Source organism: Paenibacillus sp. JT31N17 (assembly GCF_056269255.1).
Genome location: NZ_JBWDNP010000001.1, coordinates 21,044 through 40,134 on the forward strand (window position 1 = coordinate 21,044; position 19,091 = coordinate 40,134).

A 19,091-nucleotide genomic window follows, 5' to 3' on the forward strand; every position below is an offset into this window, starting at 1 on the left:
CATGACAACGAAACCCGAGCTGCTCACTGTCGCCGCTTCATTGGAAGAGGTGGAACGGCTGATTGAAGCGGGCGCAGATGCATTTGTGCTTGGTGAATCCCGGTACGGCCTTCGGTTGCCGGGCGAATTCAATGCTGCGGCTATGGCCGAAGCGGTCAGGATAGCGCACCCCAAGGGTGTTGCTATCTATGGGGCTCTTAACAATGTTATGGATAATGCGACAGTAGAAACGCTGCCTGATTATATTCAGGCTTTATCAGCTGCCGGCGTGGATGGCATTGTATTCGGAGACCCTGCTGTCCTGATGACTGCACGCATGGCTGCTCCTCACTTGAAGCTTCATTGGAATGCGGAAATGACTTCAACCAATTATGAGACGGCTAATTATTGGGGACGCCGTGGCGCTGAAAGGGTAGTGCTTGCACGCGAGCTGAATATGGAGCAGGTGCTGGAAGCCAAGGCGCACACGAAGCTGCAGGTTCAGGTGCAGGTTCATGGTTTAACGAATATTTATCATTCCAAGAGGCCGCTTGTGCAGAATTATTTGGATCATCAGGGACAATCGGCGAATGCCGGCGAAGTGGATGGGGAAATGCCGGGAGGAACTGCGCATGGCACGTATGAGGATGGTTTGTATTTGATTGAGGTCGAACGGCCGGACGAACGCTTTCCCATTTATGAGGATGCGAACGGGACTCATATCATGAGCTCGGATGATATCTGCATGATTGAAAATCTGCATGAACTCATGGAAGCCGGGATTGACAGCTTTAAGATTGAGGGACTGCTTAAATCAGCCAATTACAACGAGACCGTAGTACGCAGCTACCGTGCCGCTATCGATGCTTATTTTGAGAGTCCGGCAGACTATTCCTTTCAGGAGGAATGGCTTGATGCAATCAAGGCTGTGCAAGATCCCGCGCGAGAGCTGTCTTACGGCTTTTTCTATAAAGAACAGGTGTATTAAAGTATAAATGGATAACGATTATTTAGGAGGTGACACCGTGACGACCCTAACATCGCCGAATTTAACCGGTAAACGTCATCGGCTCGCCAAACCCGAGCTGCTGGCGCCGGCAGGGAATTTGGAAAAGCTTAAATTTGCCGTTCACTATGGAGCAGACGCCGTATATATTGGCGGCCAGAAGTATGGTCTGCGGTCGGGAGCCGGCAATTTCAGCTTTGAAGAAATGAAGGAAGGCGTCGAATTTGCCGCACGCTATGGAGCGAAGGTATTCGTAGCTACAAATATTTATGCCCACAATGAGGATATTGCAGGCTTGGAGGATTATCTTCAGAATCTCCAGAAAGCCGGAATTGCGGCCATCATTGCTGCTGATCCCGTCATTATTGAGACGGCACAGCGAGTAGCCCCCAAGCTGGAGGTGCATCTGAGCACCCAGCAATCTACGCTGAATTGGCAGGCTGTCCAATTTTGGAAAGAAGAGGGACTGCCGCGCGTGGTGCTTGCCCGCGAAACAAGCCTGGAGGAAATCGCTCAGATCAAGGCTCATGTGGATATTGAGATAGAGGCTTTCATCCATGGGGCCATGTGCTCTTCATTCTCGGGCCGCTGCGTGCTGTCCAATCATTTCACAGACAGAGATTCCAACAGGGGCGGATGCTCCCAGTCCTGCCGCTGGAAATATGATATTTTTGATGAAGACAAGCCGATGTTCGGTGACGATGAAGACAAATTCACCATGGGCTCCAAGGACCTGTGCATGCTGGCAGACATTCCAAATTTGATTGAAGCGGGCATCGACAGCTTCAAAATAGAAGGCCGGATGAAAAGTGTTCACTATGTCGCCACGGTCGTTAATGCTTACAGGCAAGCTATCGATTCCTATATGGCTGACCCGGAGCATTATATAATGAAGCAAGAGTGGCTGGATGATTTGAACAAGGCGGCCAACCGTCCTCTCAACACCGGTTTTTTCTTTGACACGCCTGGTGCGGAGGATCATATTTATGAGCCGGAGGAAAAGGCGGCTCCGTATGATTTTGCCGGCGTTGTTCTGTCCTACGATTCATCTACAGGGCTTGCCGTTGTCCAGCAGCGCAATCATTTCAAGCCTGGACAAGAAGTGGAGTTCTTTGGCCCGCAGGGCACCTTTTTCAAGCAGATCGTCGGTCCAATTGCCGATGAAGCGGGAACAACGCTAGATGCGGCGCGCCATCCGCTGCAATCTATCGTATTGAAAACCGAGCATCCGGTCAAGCCGATGGATATGATGCGCAAACGGGTACGTGTAAATTAGGTTCCTTCATAAGACTAAAGTCATGCGCCTTTCCGGTGAGCTTTCACCAGGAAAGGTTTTTTTATGAACTTTTGATAAAATCGGCTAACAATGATGGCCTTCATTACCGATATATAGGATATTGATTTCCGCCAAATTGTGAGGAAAGGCTTGGGACGTTAGGAGGATTCAGCACATAAATTAATTTTTTTCGTATTTTCTTACATATAACAATGGCAGTGAACGACTCATTAACACAGACGTACGAGCACAATTGCAAACAAACATTATATCAGGTGGTGTCTGGTCGATGAAATGGACGAACAAGGACAAGAAAGCAAACACGGGCTCAGAAGAAAAGAAAAAGGATGCGAAGGCGCTTTACAGTTCGTCTGTAAAAAGTTTGAAGAACTTTCAATTTACAAGTCCGCTTAAGTCAGTGGGAACCAAGCTGTTTCTAATTATTTTCAGTGCGATTCTGGTATGTGTGCTGTTTGTCGGATTATTTTCTTATTCCACGTCGAAGTCGATAATCAAGAAGAAGGTATCCGAGTCGAGCTCAGTTGCACTCTCTCAATCCAAGGGCAAATTGGATCTTATGTTCGGCAACTATGAAGATTTGACAATGCAAATTATGCTGGACAAAACAGTACAGGAAAACCTGCAGATGCTTGACGCTTCAAAAGAAGCCTATGAGAAATTTGATGCCATGAAAAAACTGACCGATACAATTCAAACCTATGTTATCGGCAACAGTACGATTGTAGGAGCATCAATCATTCCAATCAAGGCAGGAGAAACAAGCATCACGGTTGGTGGAAGCTCAATAAATGCAGAAGAAGCTCAAAAGTCGGATTGGATGCAGCAAATTGTTGACGGGGATGGCAAGCTTATATGGCTGCCAACCAAAGTGAAAGGCTACAGCGGCTCTTTGACAGAGCCTTCGTTTGCGCTTAGCCGAGTGCTGAAAAATACCGTAACCAACCAAGGCAATTATATTGTCGTGGTCGAGATATTCCTGAAACAAATCACTAAACAGATGGAAGATTTGCAGCTCGGCGACAACAGTGAAATTACCATCGTGAGCAGTACAAATAAAATTGTCTATAGTGATGATCCGGAACTTCTGGAGAAGGACTCCCTGGTCGTTCTTCCTACAGAAGGGAAGAATGCAGCGGATGGATCGATGCAGGTGGATGATAAGAACGGGAATGAAGTTTTGGCTATGTATCATCAATTCGATACGATGAATTGGAAGCTGCTTGGTACGGTGCCCGTGAAGGAACTGGTAAAAGACGCTGCCGCAATCCGCAACTGGACCTGGATAATTGCCGCAATATCGGCTGTTATTGCCGCTGGTATCGGATTCCTGGTCATCCGTATGGTAGCTATTCCGCTCGGCAGACTCCGCAATTTGATGAATGAAGGCGAGAACGGGAATTTATTTGTACGGTCGAATGTAAAGTCACAGGATGAAATCGGCCAATTATCACAAAGCTTCAATCAAATGATGGCGCAGATCACGACGCTTGTTAATCAAACCACGCAGTCCGCGCAGGATGTACTCAGCACTGCCAGCGAATTGACCGATGCATCGAAGAAAACGGCTGTATCCGCCAAGGAAATTGCGGTAGCTACTGAGGAAATTGCCAATGGGGCAACAAGCCTTGCAATGGAGGCGGAGAAAGGCAGCGACCTGACAACTGAGATCAGCAACCAGATGAAGGAAGTCATGGATGCCAATCAACAAATGGGCACTTCTGCCGCTGAGGTTGAGAATGCCAGTCGTCAAGGGACGGTTTATATGAACAGTCTCATTGAGAAAACGGGCCAAACAGAAGAAATGACCCGATCCATGGTTGAGAAGGTTGACCGTCTTAAAGAAAGCACGTCATCGATTCGCAAGATTCTGGACGTCTTGAACAATATATCCAAACAGACGAACATCCTGTCCCTCAATGCAACCATTGAGGCAGCTCGTGCAGGAGCGGCAGGAAGAGGCTTTATGGTGGTGGCTGACGAGATCCGCAAGCTTGCCGATCAATCCCGCCAATCCATTGATGTGGTCGGACAATTCACCGACACCATCCAGAAAGAAATTGATGAAACCGTTAACGTGCTTTCCGATGCCTATCCGATCTTCCAGGAACAGATTGGTTCCGTTAAAGAAGCGAATCAGATTTTCTTAACGGTTCAGAGCCAGATGGGACAGTTCGTTGACCGCCTCAGCTCCGTTACGGAATCGATTATGGTATTGGATCGATCACAGCTTGTATTGTCGGAAGCAATGGGAAATGTCAGCGCGGTTGCCGAAGAATCATCTGCAACTTCCGAGGAAGTGGCCTCCCTCAGCAATGAACAGACGAATATCAGCGAGGGGCTTGTCGGGCTATCAGATAAGCTTCAGACTGTCTCAACTGGCTTAAAGGAGACATTATCCCGTTTCCGCACGGAAGAACGATAGAACGAAACTTGATGAACATTGCCGGGCATGAGAATGCCCGGTTTTTTGCGTGGGGATTGCACTTCTCCTCTTAGCCGCATAATTAGTGTGGCAAGAGTATTCCTTGGCAGGCTTATGAGGGAGTGACACTGCAAGGGCTAAGAACGCATTCACTGATTCGTATAACAAATAAAAGAGGCGGGGATGATTCCCCGCCTCTTAGCTGATTTTAGTGAGATTAATCTCTGCTTTGTGTGAAGATCATAATATATTTCAATAACTCAAGCAGAGAGATGAGCGCGGCTGCGACATAGGTCAATGCAGCGGCGTTCAGTACCTTGGCAACGCCCCGCTCTTCGTCGTTTGTAATAAAGCCTTCGGCAATCATCAAGTCCCGTGCTCTGTTGCTGGCATTATACTCAACCGGCAGTGTAATGAGCTGGAAAGCGACGGCGCAGGTGAAGAATATAATCCCTAGGCCGATAAGTCCGCTTGCCTGGAACAGGAAACCGGCAATCAGCATAAAAGGTGCGACTCCGGAAGCGAATCTCACGACCGGGAAGATACGGTGGCGAACGACGAGCATGGGATAATGCTGCTGATGCTGTATGGCGTGACCGACCTCGTGACAAGCCACAGAAACGGCCGAGATGGAGTTCTCGTAATAGACGGGCTCCGACAACCTTACAACCCGGTGGATCGGATCGTAGTGATCGGAGAGCCTTCCTGGTACAGGCTCAACAGGCACATCATGCAGGCCGTTCGCATCGAGCATTCTTCTGGCGGCGTCATAGCCGGTCATCCCGCTCATCGTTCTCACCTCAGCCCAGCGGTTAAATGTTCCTTTAACCCGGAACTGAGCCCAAAGCGACAAACCGAAGGCAATGATGATCAGAAAGTCCATGGGATGAAAAAAAAGCATCTGAAGTCCCTCCATTATTTAATTTTACATTAGTCCGCCCTTATTCAGGAGCAGCACCAATGCCTCTACACAAGCCGCTGTTTGCGGCACAAGCCGTTTGAAGACCTGCTTGGCCTGCTGGGGCTTCATCTGGCTCAAAACCGGCTCAAGCTCCTTTACTTCGCGCTGCAGCTGTTCCAGATGGAGCTGCAGGTCTGTAAGCTTGCTCGAAACCTGCTCTTCGGATGAAACCTTGCGCCATACGTTAATATTTTCTTTGATTTCATCAAGCGAATATTTATCTTTCTTCATTTGTACAATACGTTTGAGGCGAATTAAGGTTTCATCACTGTATAAGCGGTAATTTTTGGCTGAACGCGTCTCTGGCTGAATCAATCCAATCGAAGTATAAAAATCGATTGTGCGAGGGCTGACGTCGGCCAGTTTTGAAAGCATGCCAATACGGTACAAAGATTTTTCCGCCAACATTCTCACCTTCTTTCATTAATTACACGAACACAAGGGATCTGTATAAATGGACAAATTGCCTTCCTATCCAAGCTTACCTTATTAGTATATGATACAGAATCTATAACCATACAGTCAAACGTAATGCTTTCAAAATTGTTAATTGTTTAGAATATGCCTCATAATCCTCACTGATTTTTAAGATTTTACAAACGAATTCAGAGTTGACAAATAAGAGTTTCTAATGGAAAAGGCGAAGGATAAACCCTTTAATAGATGATTTTGGAGTTGAAATTGTGAAAAAACTTAACATTCGGGCCTTTGGAAGTAACGAACGTTTGATTTTTTTGTAGAAATTCGAAAAACCGTATTGTCAAAATGAGCACTTCTGACTATAATGACATTAAGTCTTTCCAAGCATGTCAAGAAACATTACACATTTAGGGAGTGGTCGTCATGGTTAAGAAGTTGGTCTTATCGATTGCTGCGTTATCTTTGGTCTTCCCCGCAATGGCATTTGCGGAAGATCCTACTCCGGCAACGCTGAGTCTGGGGATTAACACGGTCTGGATTCTGGTTGCAGCAGTTCTCGTTATTCTTATGCAAGGCGGCTTCATTCTGCTGGAAGCAGGATCGACCCGGATGAAAAATGCCGGGCACGTAGCAGGTAAAACAATTTTTACAGTAGGTCTTTGTTCCCTGGTATTCTGGGCAGTAGGTTATGGTTTGATCTTCGGAGGAGACAACGTCGATCATGCAATCAATAATTTTATCGGCTCAGGCAATTTCTTCTTTAGCCCATCTGTTGTAGGAGATTCTACCAGTGAGGCTTATCCTTCTAGCGTATTCTTCCTATTTCAATTGGCGTTTGCAGCTATTTCGCTGACCATCGCATGGGGCGGATTCGCGGAACGCGCGAAATTATCGGCATATCTCGTATTCACGATTTTGTTTACTGCATTAATTTATCCTGTTGTCGCTCACTGGATCTGGGGCGGCGGCTGGCTGGCAAAGGACGGCGCACAAGATTATGCCGGTTCGACGGTCGTCCATTTAACAGGTGCGCTTGCAGCTTTCGCAGCAACCGTGCTGCTTAAACCGCGTATCGGAAAATTCAATAAAGATGGTTCCGCTAACGAAATCCTCGGTCATAACCAAGTATTCAGTTCACTTGCTGTACTGCTTCTATGGGTTGGCTGGTTTGGTTTCAATGCAGGTTCGGCTCTTACAGTCGGCGAAGGATTCTTTGGTTATGTGGCATTCAATACACAACTCGGCGCGGCAGCCGGTGCGGTAGCAGCGCTTCTGATCTCATGGCTGGTTAACGGCAAAGCTGACATCTCCACGATGTTGAACGGTGCGCTTGCCGGACTTGTTGCCATCACAGCATCTTGTGCGTTCGTTGATCCATGGGCAGCAGTTGTTATCGGTCTGGTTGCAGGTGTGCTTGTATTCTACAGTGCAAAATTCTTTGAGAAAATCAAAGTGGACGATCCGATTTATGCCATGTCTGTTCACGGCGCCGCAGGTGTTTGGGGTACGCTGGCTAACGGTATCTTCGCAACAAAAGCACTGGCTGAGCAAGTTGGCGTTGGTGAAGGCGGTTTGATCGATACAGGCAGCTGGCATCAACTGTGGGTTCAATTCGAATCCGTTGTTGTCTGCGGTGCTTATGCGCTTGGCGCATCGTTCCTGCTGCTCGGTATTATGAAGCTTGTTATGGGCTTCCGTGTTACGGAAGAACAAGAGATTATCGGACTTGATCTTTCCGAGCACGGTACTTACGGCTACCCTGAGCAAATGAAAAAAGCTCAACAAAGCCTGTAATCCAAATCATAAGCTTTCATACTGGCCAGGGGAGAGGGATGCATGAGCGATTCGATTTATGCTCAGCTGCTAGCGCTCATCGGCACCGCTGATGATGTGAAGACGCTGCGCGGCTTGCGGGATCAAATCCACGAGCAAATGGAAGCTCTGCTCTCGGAACAAACGGTCGAACAATTTTATACCGATTTAAATGAGGTGCATGACGCTTTTATCAGGCGTGCAATTATCCTCTCGGAAGCGCAAATGGCACGGCTGGGGCATGGAACCCCACCCGTGCTTTACGCTTATTTATTGTTCGGCAGCGGGGGCAGAGAGGAACAGACGTTATCCAGTGATCAGGATAGCGGTATTGTTTACGAAGATCCGGAGGATGAACGTCTTCAGGAAAAAGTATCGCTCTATTTTAAAATATTCTCCGAAACCATAGTCGATTTGCTGCAGCAGCTTGGTTATCCGCCATGTGAAGGCAAAGTTATCAGCTCGAACTCCGAGTGGCGCCAATCACTGACCGAATGGAGGTCCAGATTGAAGGAATGGTTCACGGAACCAAACTGGGAACGTGTAAGGTATTTGCTCATCATTGCCGACAGCCGGCTGATTTATGGAGATTCGGAGTTAATGACCGTCTTCCGAAATCAATTTTATGCCGATTTGCTGGATAACCCGGCTATCGTGAGAAGCATGCTGAATAACACGATGCGCCACAAAATGCTGGTAGGTGTATTCGGTCAGCTGCTTAAAGAGCAGTATGGCGAGGATGCGGGCAGTCTGGATATCAAATACGGTGCCTACATACCAATGGTCAATGCCATCCGGCTCATGAGCATCCGCAGCAATATCAGGACAACCTCAACGCTTGAGCGGATTCAGGGATTGCTGCTGAGCGGAGATTTTACGCAGCAGGATGCCGATTTATATTCCGGGGCTTTCCGGTTGGTTCTGCGTATTCGGTTAATGACGACAGAGCGTCAGGAAGATGGATTGTATGCCAATAATGGCAAGCTTGCAGGCAGCAGAATGACCAAGGAGCTAACCGATGAGCTCAAAATTGCTTTGCGCCTGGGGAAGAAATTGCAGCGGCGAGTTTATAAAGAGACGATGAGCGGGCTATAGGGGAGGCGAAAGGGGATACCATGAAGGAGCAAAAAGGCGTCGGACGGATGTGGCATTTGTATAAAATGGGCGGCATTACGCCGGCGATCGCTTCAATGATGGGTGCGCAAAACGCCCAGCAGATGGCCTTTATACGTTCCATGTCCAAGGAGCAGCGGAAAGAATCCATCCTGGATCAATCACTGAAAGAGATGGAAGTGGTCGTATTTGATTTGGAGACTACGGGCTTCTACCCTGCCAATGGCGATGAGATTCTGTCGGTGGGTGCTGTAACCTTAAGAGGGGAAACCATTCTGGAGGAGCGGTCCTTCTATACACTTGTAAACCCGGAACGCAAAGTTCCCAGACATATAACTGAGCTGACAGGAATTACAAATGAAATGGCGGAGAGTGCGCCGGATTTGATGCAGGTTCTCCATGATTTTATGGAATTTGTGGGGAAAAGAATGCTGATTGCCCATGCCAGCGGCCATGACAGGCAATTTCTGAACGCGGCACTGTGGCGGACCTCCAAGGTAAATCTGACCCACCGGGTGCTGGATACGATGATGGTGGCCAAATGGCTGGAGCCGCGACGAGAAGGCTATGGCCTTGATGAGCTGCTTGAGGATAGCGGCATTCGCATCACGCAGCGACATCATGCTCTTGAGGATTCCATCATGACCGCGCAGCTGTGGCTTGTTTATTTGAAGCGGATATTCTCACGTAACGTGGTGACACTCGGCGACCTTTATGCCTATCTAAGCAAGCATTAATGGATAAAGTGAAATTCCGTTAACACCGAAAGCGCTTATGACAGGACATGTCTGCTCCGCCAGCGAAACAATCCAATAGGATGCGGCTTTCCCGTGCTGCAAACCCCGTAGATCCGCATCTGACGGAAGGGGGGGCGAGGCAGGGTGCGAATGATAGAAACCGACAAGCAATTGTCGGTTTTTTTGTATGCGGTACATCGTCTGGACCCATTCATGGGGATCAAACGAAAAAGTGCTTAATGGTTCCCCCGCAGCATTGCGAATGGGATGGACAGCATCCACGCGGACAATGCCGTCGCTTGTTCCTTGCATGGGCTCGCTTATGGAGCCTGTGAGAACACCGCATGCCTCGCGGGGGTAAGCTGATAAAGAGGATCCAATCAGTTGAATTCGAGCCTCTCCAGTTATCTGGGCCAAACTGAAGCGGATAGGGAGTGTACTCCCTGATTGCTGTTTATCCCGATTGTCCACGCCAATCCGCCTCCTGGTCCTGTTTGGACCATTATACCGTAGATGGAAGCCTGGCTACAGCACCGCGAATAAGCAATTTAAAATCTTATCCTCCAACCTTTTGGGGCGGTTTTACAAACGCCAGAATAAGAAATAAGCCGGCAAGTGAGAGCCCGGAGACGACTCCAAAGAGCAGCGTATCCGACCGGTCCGCCATCCAGCTGAATATCGGCGGGCCAAAGGCAACGCCCAGAAACCTCAGACTGCTATACAATGAAGTAACCATGCCGCGATGAGATTTGTCCACCGAGCCGGTTAACAGCGTATTCAGGCAGGGAAGCAGGAGACCGGTTCCGATGCTGCTCAGGGTTGCGAAGCCGATCAGGGCGTAAATATTATTGTGCAGAAAAGCACAGGCGCCAAGCGCCGCGCACATCAGAGCAAGCCCGATCAGCATCAGCCACCGCATGAGCGTCCCGTTGTTTTTGATTGCACGGCCGGTCAAGTAGGCTGTCGCCACCAGGCCAAGCAGCGGGATGGCAAGGACGCCGCCCTTGGCGACGCCGTCTATGGAATAAGGCGGCTTTTCCAGCAGATCGGACAACCGGAACAATACTCCGAACAAGATGAAGAGGCCAAGGGAACCGGCGACGAAGGCGGATGTCAGCCATCGTCCCTTTTCGCGAAACACCTTGACCGTATCGGAAATATATTGCTTTAGCGTCGAGCTTTCCTTATCGCTGGCTGGTTCCTTGATCATTACCTTGACAGCAAGGAAGGAAGCCGCACAGAAGACAGGAAAGGCAAACAACGGCGCGTACCATATAATGAGAGCAAGCAAGGAACCAAGTATCGGGCTGATCACTTTGCCTGCTCCGTTGGAGGCTTCAATTAAACCCAGCGCCTCGCTCTCATCGCCATCCTTATATTTGTCTCCGACCAATGCCATGGCAATCGGGGCTGTCCCGGCGGCTCCTATGCCCTGCAAAGCCCTTGCGGCTATCAGGAAACCATATGAATGCATCAGGGCGGCAATGCCCGCTCCGATCCCGGCAAGGCCGTATAAGGCGAGGGAAGGGAGCATAACGGCCTTACGGGAGTAGCGGTCCGATAAAAAACCGGCAGCAGGAATAATGATTCCGGCGGATACCGAGAATAGGGTTATAACCAGACTGGCCTGAAAGCTGGATATATTAAGCTTGGTCTCCATGTCAGGAAGAATCGGCACAAGCATGGAATTGCCCAGAACCAGAACGAGCGGAACTGAGGATAATGCAGCATATTCCCGCCATTTTCCACTGCCTTTTGACTTATTGTCAGATGCAGCGCTGTTTTCGGAAGATGCAAGTTCGGTAGTGCGCATTGGGGTAATGAATTTAGTGGCGGTTCCGGATTTGGTCTTGTTCATGATTGTCTACACTCCCATGGTATCTGTTGTAGTGGTAATGTGCCCCCCGACTTGAGCTTCCATTCTCCAGCATGGTAACATATAGGGAGCTTAAGAGTCCGCAGGGCGAGGGAAACACAATAGAAAAGCTTACCTGGACAGACTGCGGGACGACTTTTTACAGAAGGAAAGAAGGCTTATGATGAGACGGACATGGATATTGCTCACGGTTGTACTTGTGCTGGCAGGAATTGCAGTGTATCAAAATAAAAGCAAGCAAAGTGAAGCTTTGGCTGCGTCGGCAGACATGCTGCCCAAGCCCGGGTTCACTGCGCCAACGCTTGAACTGCCCGATCTGAACGACAATAAAGTTGCGATCGGCGGAAAACAGGACAAATTGGTTTTAATCAATTTCTGGGCGTCGTGGTGTTATCCTTGCGAATTGGAGGCGCCTGACATGGAAGAGCTGTCCGAGGCATACGGTGGCCGCGTTGATTTATATGGCATTAATGCGACAAGCTATGACAAGGAACGGCAGGCGCGCGAATTTGTGGACGAGCAGAAGCTCACCTTCCCGATTCTCATGGACCGTGACGGGAATGCGACGGATCTCTATAAGGTATCGTCTTTTCCGACAAGCTTGTTGATCGATAGTCAAGGGATTGTACGGGAGCGGATTACGGGCGTCATTTCCAAGCAGGAATGGCAGGACCGGATTGACAAATGGCTGAAGGTGGAAGATGATCAGAAGGCTGCGGCCTGATAAAAAAATGGACATGCCGGATGGGTTTGAGACCCGTTAGGCATGTCCATTAATTGTTTGAGGGTTATAAAACGGTCATTTAATGGTTCACAAGACCAAGGCTTGCGCGCGGCTGGTCCTGATTGCCATCTACCTTGGCCATATTCATCATGGCATAACGTATGCTGTCCACGAGAGCTTCCCAGCTGGCTTCAATAACATTGCTAGACACGCCCACCGTATTCCAGGTGTTTTTGAAATCGGTGGATTCGATAAGCACCCGGACCTTGGCGGCGGTGGCATCCTTCTCATCAATGACGCGCACCTTGTAGTCAGCCAGATGAATGTTGTTGATGCTTGGGTAAAATTGGACCAGCGCTTTACGGAGCGCATTGTCCAGAGCGTTCACAGGTCCATTGCCTTCGGCGGCGGTATATACGGTTTGGCCTTCCACATTAACCTTGACGATGGCTTCTGCATTCATGCTGCCATTGTTTTTTTCCACTAGCATCTTCAGCGATTCCAGCTTGAACAGCTCTTTCATCTCGCCGAAGGCGTCACGAAGGAGCAGCTCCAGGGAGGCATCGGCTCCCTCAAATTGATAGCCTTGATGCTCCAGTTCCTTGATCCGTTCCATAATCTGTTTTGTTTTCTCGTTATTGGCGTTTACATCAAGACCAAGCTCCTGCGCCTTGGAGATGATATTGCTCTGTCCGGCAAGCTCCGATACGAGAATGCGCTGCTTGTTGCCGACAAGACCCGGTTGAATATGCTCGTAGGTTTTGGAATCCTTCATAATCGCTGATACATGAATGCCGCCCTTATGGGCGAATGCCGCATTTCCTACATAAGGCTGGCCCACCGGCATATGCACATTCGCAATTTCGCTTATGTAGCGGGCTGTGGTCGTTAATGACTCAAGCTGCTCGTCTGCAATACAGCGATAGTCCATTTTGATTTGCAGATTCGGGATGATGGAGCACAGATTGGCATTGCCGCAGCGCTCGCCGTATCCGTTAATCGTGCCTTGAATTTGACGTGCGCCCGCCTGTACGGCCGCAAGCGTATTGGCGACGGCAAGCTCGCAATCGTTATGGGTGTGGATGCCAAGCGGGGCAGTAAGCTCGGCGCGGACGCGGCTGACGATATCATGAATTTCCGTAGGCAGTGTACCGCCATTGGTGTCGCACAGCACAATCCAATCTGCGCCGGCATCCTGAGCCTTGCGCAGCACGGAGAGGGCATACTCCGGATTATTTTTGTATCCATCAAAGAAATGCTCGGCATCAAAAATCGCTTCTACATGATTTCTCTTGAGAAAGGCGAAGGAGTCATAAATCATGGACAAATTTTCTTCAAGTGTTGTTTGGAGTGCGGTATGGACATGGAAATCCCACGATTTGCCGACCAGCGTTGCCGCCGGTACGCCGGATTCCACGATACGCAGCAGATTGCTGTCCTGCTCCGCCGCACTGTTCTTGCGCCGCGTGCTCCCGAAAGCGGTTAGCTTGGCATTCAGCTTCAAAGCCTTGACACGCTGGAAAAACTCAATATCCTTGCTGTTGCTTCCAGGATTGCCGCCTTCAATATAATGAACGCCAAGCGTATCGAGCTTCTGGGCGATTTTTAATTTGTCGTCCGCTGACAGGCTGATACCTTCGCCTTGCGTACCGTCACGCAGCGTCGTATCGAAAACCGAGATAATGTTGGTCATTGCTTGGACGCCCTCCTCTATCCATACTTTGAAAAGTCATAATTTCATATTATAGCATAAGACCTGATGGCTGTCGCTAAACGCGGTCCTGTCGGATTGTCATTTTAGCAGCGGGTTTTGTGGTATGCTAGAAACAATCGAAGCTATTACATATTCATATAGGAGGTGCGGAAGCTATGAAGACTTGTTTGGCGTCTATTAGCTTGGAGCAGACGGCACCAGGGCTTGTTTTAAGTCTATGTGCGGTTAAAACCGAATATGAAACAAGCCGGTGAGGATCAGGAAGTCAGAAAAAACCGTATCATCATTCACCTGGATATGAACGCATTTTATTGCTCGGTTCATGAGGCGGAGGAGCCAGGCATTTATAAAGGAAAGCCGACGGCAGTTGCCGGCAGTGTAGAGCAGCGCAGAGGGATTATCGTGACGTCCTCCTATACAGCGAGGCAGAAGGGCGTCAAAACCGGAATGACCGTAAGGCAGGGCCTTCAGCTGTGCCCGGAGATGATTCTGATCAAGCCCGATTTTGAACTGTACCGCAAGTACTCACGCGGCTTTATGTCGGTTGCCAGTCAATACACGCCGCTCTTGGAAGCAACCTCGATTGATGAATGCTATCTTGACATTACAGGGTCTTCGGCTTTCGGGGAACCGCTCGATATCGCCCGGGATATTCAGCACCGGATCCAAACCGAATGGAATCTGCCCTGCTCAATCGGCGTTGCGCCTAACAAATTGCTTGCCAAAATGGCTTCGGATATGCACAAACCCAATGGAATGACAGTTTTGCGGATACGTGATGTGCCGCGTCTGCTTTGGCATAAGCCTTGTGACTCGCTGTTTGGAATAGGGCGCAAAACAGGCGAGAAGCTGAAAAAATTGAATATCCATACAATCGGTCAGCTCGCGGCGGCGGAAGAGGCCATGCTGGTAAAGCATTTCGGTGTGGCAGGCTCTTGGATGAAGTCGGCCGCGCACGGATATGATTATTCTCCGGTGAATGCTGTCAGAGAACGGAATAAATCTATCGGGCATACAACGACTCTCCCGCAAGATGTAACCAAGCGGCAGGAGGCGCATCGCATCCTGTTGAATCTGGCCGATCAAACAGCCAGAAGAATGCGCCGCCAGAAGCTGGTGGCGGCCACGATCCAAATCGTTATCCGCAAACCGGACATGACGACAGTTAACCGCTCCGTAACACTCCATGTTCCGACGGATACAACGGCTGAGATCCATCTCGAAGCCTGCAAGCTGTTCGACAAGCATTGGCGCGAAGGCGACCCTGTACGGCTGCTTGGTGTGACGCTGCAGAATTTGACATCACGGAGTGAGACCGCTATGCAGCTTGATCTTTTCAGCTACGAAGAGCAGCCGCGCAAGGAAGCCCTGACGCGGGCAATGGACCTGCTTCGCGACAAGTTCGGAGAGGATGCGGTGCTTACGGCAGGCATGCTTGGCGATGACCCGTCCGCACTAATCCGGAACAAGCGAATTCGTGGGACATCCTTGCAAACAGACGAGCATATGTTATATAGTGATGAATAAGGACTGTTCATTACGTTTATATGCAACAATGGTTACGCGCTTACAAAACTAAGCTGATGCATGCCGAACTTTTTGCAGAATTCGTTCCTGCGTGCATGCATAACACTTTTGGGAGGGTATACGATGTCTAAATTCACTTGGGTTGAAAAAGATACGTGCATTGCTTGCGGAGCATGCGGAGCAACGGCACCGGATATTTATGATTACGACGATGAAGGTCTGGCTGAAGTGATTTTCGATGGTGACGGAAATAAAGGAAATACCGAGATTCCTGAGGATTTATATGATGATTTGCAGGATGCGGCGGATGGCTGCCCTACCGATTCTATCAAAGTCGCAGACGTACCTTTCAACATGTAATACCAAAAGCGTATAGCCTGAGCATAGCGCGTGTAATATGGAAGAGTCCCGTTTCTTGTGCTGACAAGGGCGGGATTCTTTTTTTTGAAATATAAGAAAGTATAGAATTCCATCGCCTTTGTTTATATTTTTGGGGAAGAAACTAACTTTGCCGCCAAAAAGATGGCGAAGCCGTTTCTTCTTGCGTTTCGGCTTATTGTTTATCGCTTTTTGCGCTAATTTATAAAGAAATATTAAATTTAAGGCCGTCCGATTCCAAATCGGACGGCCTTTTGCCGATATAGTAGTTAGCTCGGATTCAGGGAGGGATGGCTATGGAGCAGCAGGACGATATGGCGTATTTGAAGCGTTATGTACAAAACCATCCCGATAATCGCATGGCATGGTACCTGTTAGGCAAACAGTATGTGATTGAAGAAAAAGAAGCGAAAGCGAATTATTGCTTTCTCAAGGCAGGAAGCATATATGAAGCATTTGAGCGAAAACAGCATCCGCTCGCCAATGAGCCGCAGCAGCTGATTGCCGAGTGGAACCGCAGACGGCGCATGAAGCTGCTGGTTATCCGTTCATTGATTGCGCTGCTGCTCCTATTGGGCGCTGTTCTGACTGATCCTTTTGCCGATGGGCCAAGCAGCCGGAATGAACAAGCTGCTGATCAGAGTGCGGCGGTTGGTGATTGGCCGGCCGGCTTTGAAGAGAATTCCGGTCCGGCTGTCCGGGTGGCCTTCGTAAAACCTGCCGACAGCAGCGGTCTGGGGAAGGCGATGGGCGTATTGATGGCAGGAGGGGAGAAGTCGGCCGATCTCGGACTTGCCGTTATGCTGGAGCAGGACGACAACTGGCGGAAATGGACGGGCAATACCCGCATGCTGCTGTCAACCAAGCGGCAGGGAGAAGGACAAGCCTTCAATGTCAGTCTTCACGATGAGATAGCCTGTAATTGCCAGCCGAGCGATGCAGCCGGAGCCAAACAGGCTTATGGAAGCTGGAGCAAGCAGCAGGAGCAGCGTTGGACGCTGACCAGCGCGATTGAACAGTACCGGGAGCTGTTTAAACGTTGGCCAGACAAGCTTGAGGATATGGTGCGTCCCTATCCGAATAATGTCCTGTCCGGCGAAACATCATTAATGAGGAGGCTGTTCCCGGATATTCTCCAGATGCAAAAGGAAGCAGCGGCTGGGGGCGATTCCGCCGGAAACGGATCAGGCGGCGCAGATTCGAATAATAATGAAAGGTCAAGTGAGGCGGCGCAAATGGAGCTTCCGGATAAACCGCTGTCCATTATCGTCGATCAAGAGAATCACACGCTGGCCGTCGTGAGCGGGGATGTCATCATCCGCAGCTATAGCGTGGGCCTCGGCGGCGAGAAGACGCCTTCAGGCAGCTTTTATATCAGCGAGAAGGTCAAGAATCCGAACGGGCGCGATGACGGCGAGTTTGGAAGCAGGGGAATGACGCTGTCCGGAACGCGTTATGCCATTCATGGAACAGATGAGCCCCAAAGCATCGGCAAGGATGAATCGCATGGCTGTATACGGATGAACAAGGAGGATGTGGAGGAGGTGTTCGATCTTGTGCCTCTCGGGACCAAGGTGGAGATCAAGAGCGGGGTTCTGCCTGCAGATGCTCCCAAGCCGGCTGCAGAGCGCTTCAGCTTGCAGCCGATGCAGGATGAAACGAATCCGGAAGTCGTGTATCGCTGGCTGAACTAATTAATTCTCGAAGACGAGCAGAAGCGCAACTGCAGCGACGATCACAACGATAACGGCACCGATCCACAGCAGCGCCTTCTTGTTAACCTCTTCTTTTGGTTTGGTTTTTAGAATGGGCGGTTTCTTCTTGGTTTGGCTCATGTGGATCAACCTTTCTCTTATAGGTAATAGGATGTGATCTCATTGTATCCGTTTTCCTGATAGCCCGCAATAACGACAAAGACAGTATAAATGCCCGCCCGTGCTGCTGATGGCCTGAGCCGGGCTCTTTCTTTTTTTAGTTGAACACGTTAAAATGTTGCGTAGAGCTAACATGATGAACGGAGTGAATATGTTGTTGTATAAAGTAGCCAAACCAATTCTGTTTCGGATGGATCCGGAAAAAGCCCATCATCTCGTTATAGACGGACTGCATTCCGCGGGCCGGGTTCCCGGAATCCCGGCTATGATGCGGTCGCTGTACGGAGTGAAGGAATGCCCGGAGCTTGCCGTAGATGTATTCGGTCTACATTTTCCCCATCCGGTAGGGCTGGCAGCCGGCCTGGATAAGAATGCGAAAGCGGTGGATATGTTTGCCAATATGGGCTTCGGCTTTGCTGAGGTGGGTACGGTGACCCCCAAAGGACAAGCAGGCAATGAACTCCCCAGACTGTTCCGTCTGCCGCCCGACGAGGCGCTCGTCAACCGGATGGGATTCAATAATGAGGGAACGGCGGCAATGGCGCAGCGGCTCGCTGACGGGAAGAAGCGGGGCATTCCGATTGCCGTCAATATCGGCAAAAATAAATCAACGCCTAATGAGCTGGCGCATGAGGATTACCGCGCCTGCATTAAAGCGTTATATACGTACGGCGATTTCTTCGTTGTCAATATAAGCTCGCCGAATACACCTGACCTTCGCGCCCTGCAGCATGGCGATGAGCTGAGGCTGCTGCTTTCCACCGTTATGGAGGAGATGCGTTCGCAGGCCAAGGCAAACGGCGGGGCCGTGAAGCCGGTGCTGGTCAAGATTGCGCCGGACATGACGAATGAGCAGCTCGCATACACCGTGGAGACCATTGCGGCGAGCGGTGTGAACGGGATTATAGCATCGAATACGACGCTCAGCCGGGAGGGGCTCCGGCATCCGCACGCGAGCGAAGCCGGCGGACTCAGCGGCAGGCCGCTGAAGGAACGCTCCACGGAGGTCATACGCGAAGTGTATAGGCTGACCGGCGGCAAACTGCCCATTATTGGTTCAGGCGGCATCTTTACCGCGGACGATGCATACGATAAAATTCGCGCCGGAGCCAGTTTGGTCGAAATCTATACGGCGTATATTTACCGTGGGCCGGTGCTGCTGCGGGAGCTGACTTATGGAATGAAAGCACTCTTGCACAGAGACGGATATCATACGATCGCCGATGCAGTCGGTGCGGATCATAGATAACA

At 49.8% G+C, this 19,091-nt stretch carries 17 protein-coding genes; 11 read left to right on the top strand and 6 right to left on the bottom strand.

Annotation, left to right across the window (positions count from 1 at the left end):
• The first annotated feature begins 1 nt into the window (after nt 1).
• From AC0YOB_RS00100 to AC0YOB_RS00110, 3 genes are all read left to right on the top strand, one after another.
• A complete protein-coding gene (locus AC0YOB_RS00100; RefSeq protein WP_475791005.1) occupies nt 2–967 on the top strand; it encodes a peptidase U32 family protein in 966 nt (321 codons plus the stop codon).
• 37 nt (nt 968–1,004) lie between these two features.
• A complete protein-coding gene (locus tag AC0YOB_RS00105) occupies nt 1,005–2,261 on the top strand; it encodes a peptidase U32 family protein (protein ID WP_475791006.1) in 1,257 nt (418 codons plus the stop codon).
• A 289-nt stretch (nt 2,262–2,550) separates the two neighbouring features.
• Nucleotides 2,551–4,704, top strand: a complete 2,154-nt coding sequence (locus AC0YOB_RS00110; protein ID WP_475791007.1) for a methyl-accepting chemotaxis protein — start codon at nt 2,551–2,553, stop codon at nt 4,702–4,704.
• Between the two features lie 217 nt (nt 4,705–4,921).
• On the opposite strand, the gene AC0YOB_RS00115 is transcribed toward AC0YOB_RS00110, so the two are convergent.
• Both AC0YOB_RS00115 and AC0YOB_RS00120 read right to left on the bottom strand, forming a co-directional pair.
• Nucleotides 4,922–5,605 carry a zinc metallopeptidase gene (locus tag AC0YOB_RS00115; RefSeq protein ID WP_210045706.1) on the bottom strand — a complete coding sequence of 228 codons (684 nt, stop codon included), beginning with the start codon at nt 5,603–5,605 and terminating at the stop codon, nt 4,922–4,924.
• 24 nt (nt 5,606–5,629) lie between these two features.
• Complete coding sequence (locus AC0YOB_RS00120; RefSeq protein ID WP_210045707.1) at nt 5,630–6,073, bottom strand: MerR family transcriptional regulator; 444 nt, start codon at nt 6,071–6,073, stop codon at nt 5,630–5,632.
• A 435-nt stretch (nt 6,074–6,508) separates the two neighbouring features.
• Between AC0YOB_RS00120 and AC0YOB_RS00125 the strand changes: the two genes are divergently transcribed.
• Genes AC0YOB_RS00125 through AC0YOB_RS00135 form a run of 3 tightly spaced genes read left to right on the top strand, consistent with a single transcriptional unit; the run spans nt 6,509 to nt 9,747 of the window.
• Nucleotides 6,509–7,879, top strand: a complete 1,371-nt coding sequence (locus AC0YOB_RS00125; protein WP_475765311.1) for an ammonium transporter — start codon at nt 6,509–6,511, stop codon at nt 7,877–7,879.
• A gap of 42 nt (nt 7,880–7,921) precedes the next feature.
• Nucleotides 7,922–8,992, top strand: coding sequence for a DUF294 nucleotidyltransferase-like domain-containing protein (locus tag AC0YOB_RS00130; protein ID WP_475791008.1), 1,071 nt, complete (start codon nt 7,922–7,924; stop codon nt 8,990–8,992).
• Between the two features lie 20 nt (nt 8,993–9,012).
• Nucleotides 9,013–9,747: an exonuclease domain-containing protein gene (locus tag AC0YOB_RS00135; RefSeq protein WP_475791009.1), complete on the top strand. Its 735-nt coding sequence runs from the start codon at nt 9,013–9,015 to the stop codon at nt 9,745–9,747.
• Here the strand turns inward: AC0YOB_RS00135 and AC0YOB_RS00140 are convergent.
• Both AC0YOB_RS00140 and AC0YOB_RS00145 read right to left on the bottom strand, forming a co-directional pair.
• Nucleotides 9,733–10,218: a M67 family metallopeptidase gene (locus AC0YOB_RS00140; RefSeq protein ID WP_475791010.1), complete on the bottom strand. Its 486-nt coding sequence runs from the start codon at nt 10,216–10,218 to the stop codon at nt 9,733–9,735. The two genes, AC0YOB_RS00135 and AC0YOB_RS00140, sit on opposite strands and share 15 nt — an antisense overlap.
• An 85-nt stretch (nt 10,219–10,303) precedes the next feature.
• A complete protein-coding gene (locus tag AC0YOB_RS00145) occupies nt 10,304–11,605 on the bottom strand; it encodes an MFS transporter (protein ID WP_475791011.1) in 1,302 nt (433 codons plus the stop codon).
• Nucleotides 11,606–11,783: 178 nt separating this feature from the next.
• Here AC0YOB_RS00145 and AC0YOB_RS00150 point away from each other — a divergent pair, with 178 nt between their 5' ends.
• Complete coding sequence (locus AC0YOB_RS00150; RefSeq protein ID WP_475791012.1) at nt 11,784–12,347, top strand: TlpA family protein disulfide reductase; 564 nt, start codon at nt 11,784–11,786, stop codon at nt 12,345–12,347.
• 79 nt (nt 12,348–12,426) lie between these two features.
• On the opposite strand, the gene cimA is transcribed toward AC0YOB_RS00150, so the two are convergent.
• Nucleotides 12,427–14,040, bottom strand: a complete 1,614-nt coding sequence (gene cimA / locus AC0YOB_RS00155) for a citramalate synthase (protein WP_475791013.1) — start codon at nt 14,038–14,040, stop codon at nt 12,427–12,429.
• Between the two features lie 258 nt (nt 14,041–14,298).
• Here cimA and AC0YOB_RS00160 point away from each other — a divergent pair, with 258 nt between their 5' ends.
• The 3 genes from AC0YOB_RS00160 to AC0YOB_RS00170 all read left to right on the top strand — a co-directional run bounded on the left by AC0YOB_RS00160 (nt 14,299) and on the right by AC0YOB_RS00170 (nt 17,660).
• Nucleotides 14,299–15,588 carry a DNA polymerase IV gene (locus tag AC0YOB_RS00160; RefSeq protein ID WP_475791014.1) on the top strand — a complete coding sequence of 430 codons (1,290 nt, stop codon included), beginning with the start codon at nt 14,299–14,301 and terminating at the stop codon, nt 15,586–15,588.
• 123 nt (nt 15,589–15,711) lie between these two features.
• The gene (locus tag AC0YOB_RS00165) at nt 15,712–15,948 is read left to right on the top strand and encodes a ferredoxin (RefSeq protein WP_475791015.1); all 237 of its coding nucleotides are present in this window, start codon (nt 15,712–15,714) and stop codon (nt 15,946–15,948) included.
• 314 nt (nt 15,949–16,262) lie between these two features.
• The gene (locus tag AC0YOB_RS00170) at nt 16,263–17,660 is read left to right on the top strand and encodes a L,D-transpeptidase (protein WP_475791016.1); all 1,398 of its coding nucleotides are present in this window, start codon (nt 16,263–16,265) and stop codon (nt 17,658–17,660) included.
• Here the strand turns inward: AC0YOB_RS00170 and AC0YOB_RS00175 are convergent, their stop codons facing one another.
• On the bottom strand, nt 17,661–17,801 hold the full coding sequence (locus AC0YOB_RS00175; RefSeq protein ID WP_210045716.1) for a hypothetical protein: 141 nt from the start codon (nt 17,799–17,801) through the stop codon (nt 17,661–17,663).
• A 190-nt stretch (nt 17,802–17,991) separates the two neighbouring features.
• Between AC0YOB_RS00175 and AC0YOB_RS00180 the strand changes: the two genes are divergently transcribed.
• A complete protein-coding gene (locus AC0YOB_RS00180; RefSeq protein ID WP_475792268.1) occupies nt 17,992–19,089 on the top strand; it encodes a quinone-dependent dihydroorotate dehydrogenase in 1,098 nt (365 codons plus the stop codon).
• Nucleotides 19,090–19,091 lie beyond the last annotated feature (2 nt).

Bases quoted from the DNA above. Each gene is read 5' to 3' on its own strand.
- AC0YOB_RS00180 (WP_475792268.1), top strand. From the start codon at position 17,992: ATGTTGTTGTATAAAGTAGCCAAACCAATTCTGTTTCGGATGGATCCG.
- AC0YOB_RS00145 (WP_475791011.1), bottom strand. From the start codon at position 11,605: ATGAACAAGACCAAATCCGGAACCGCCACTAAATTCATTACCCCAATG.
- AC0YOB_RS00135 (WP_475791009.1), top strand. From the start codon at position 9,013: ATGAAGGAGCAAAAAGGCGTCGGACGGATGTGGCATTTGTATAAAATG.
- AC0YOB_RS00130 (WP_475791008.1), top strand. From the start codon at position 7,922: ATGAGCGATTCGATTTATGCTCAGCTGCTAGCGCTCATCGGCACCGCT.
- AC0YOB_RS00160 (WP_475791014.1), top strand. From the start codon at position 14,299: ATGAAACAAGCCGGTGAGGATCAGGAAGTCAGAAAAAACCGTATCATC.
- AC0YOB_RS00170 (WP_475791016.1), top strand. From the start codon at position 16,263: ATGGAGCAGCAGGACGATATGGCGTATTTGAAGCGTTATGTACAAAAC.
- AC0YOB_RS00115 (WP_210045706.1), bottom strand. From the start codon at position 5,605: ATGCTTTTTTTTCATCCCATGGACTTTCTGATCATCATTGCCTTCGGT.
- AC0YOB_RS00125 (WP_475765311.1), top strand. From the start codon at position 6,509: ATGGTTAAGAAGTTGGTCTTATCGATTGCTGCGTTATCTTTGGTCTTC.
- AC0YOB_RS00110 (WP_475791007.1), top strand. From the start codon at position 2,551: ATGAAATGGACGAACAAGGACAAGAAAGCAAACACGGGCTCAGAAGAA.
- AC0YOB_RS00175 (WP_210045716.1), bottom strand. From the start codon at position 17,801: ATGAGCCAAACCAAGAAGAAACCGCCCATTCTAAAAACCAAACCAAAA.
- cimA (WP_475791013.1), bottom strand. From the start codon at position 14,040: ATGACCAACATTATCTCGGTTTTCGATACGACGCTGCGTGACGGTACG.
- AC0YOB_RS00120 (WP_210045707.1), bottom strand. From the start codon at position 6,073: ATGTTGGCGGAAAAATCTTTGTACCGTATTGGCATGCTTTCAAAACTG.
- AC0YOB_RS00165 (WP_475791015.1), top strand. From the start codon at position 15,712: ATGTCTAAATTCACTTGGGTTGAAAAAGATACGTGCATTGCTTGCGGA.
- AC0YOB_RS00100 (WP_475791005.1), top strand. From the start codon at position 2: ATGACAACGAAACCCGAGCTGCTCACTGTCGCCGCTTCATTGGAAGAG.
- AC0YOB_RS00150 (WP_475791012.1), top strand. From the start codon at position 11,784: ATGATGAGACGGACATGGATATTGCTCACGGTTGTACTTGTGCTGGCA.